Annotated in this window: 1 protein-coding gene; it reads right to left on the bottom strand. The window is 69.6% G+C overall.

Annotated elements, in window-relative coordinates; all coding sequences use genetic code 11:
- Positions 1-532, bottom strand: a 532-nt coding sequence (locus KVT32_RS28260; protein WP_217619221.1) for an alcohol dehydrogenase catalytic domain-containing protein, incomplete at its 3' end; no start/stop codon positions are given.
- Between the last annotated feature and the right edge of the window lie 100 nt (positions 533-632).

Below are 632 nucleotides of genomic sequence, written 5' to 3'. Positions count from 1 at the left end.
CGCGCTTGCCGGGACCGGCGTTCCAGTGGCGCAGCGGCGACCAGGTGGTGATGCCGGCGCACAGCAGCGGCGCGACGGCGGCCAGGTGGTCCTCGGCGTGGCTCACGCGCAGCACGAAGCGCTCGTGCACCACGATCTGCTGCGAGTAGCCGCCCAGGGTGTGTCCGGGAGCGTCGGCGGTGGGGCCGTTGTAGGTGCCGACCATGGCGTCGCAATACTGTTCCAGGCCCTCCTCGCAGTCGGCGCAACCCTGGCAGCTGTCGACCATGCAGCCGACGCCGACCAGGTCGCCGACCTTGTGGCGGCTGACGTGGGCGCCGACGGCGGCGACGCGGCCGACGATCTCGTGGCCCGGCACGCACGGGTACAGGGTGCCGGCCCATTCGCCGCGCACCTGGTGCAGGTCGGAGTGGCAGACGCCGCAATAGGCAATGTCGATCCGGACGTCGTGGGCGCCGACGTCGCGGCGGGTGATGTCGAGGGAAACGAGGGGCTGGTCGCCGGCATGGGCGCCGTAGGCTTTGATGGTCATTGGATTCCTTTGGATGGTTGCTGGTGCTGACCTGGCGCGGGCTTGGCGTCAGCAAGCGCGAGGTCGGGACAGGGAAGATGGTACTGGCAAAAAGGCATGC

The sequence above is a fragment of the Achromobacter sp. GbtcB20 genome, assembly GCF_019091095.1.
Taxonomy (GTDB): Bacteria; Pseudomonadota; Gammaproteobacteria; order Burkholderiales; family Burkholderiaceae_B; genus Achromobacter; species Achromobacter mucicolens.
Note: the sequence above shows the minus strand (reverse complement) of the source record. Positions and strands in the feature narration are given on the sequence as shown.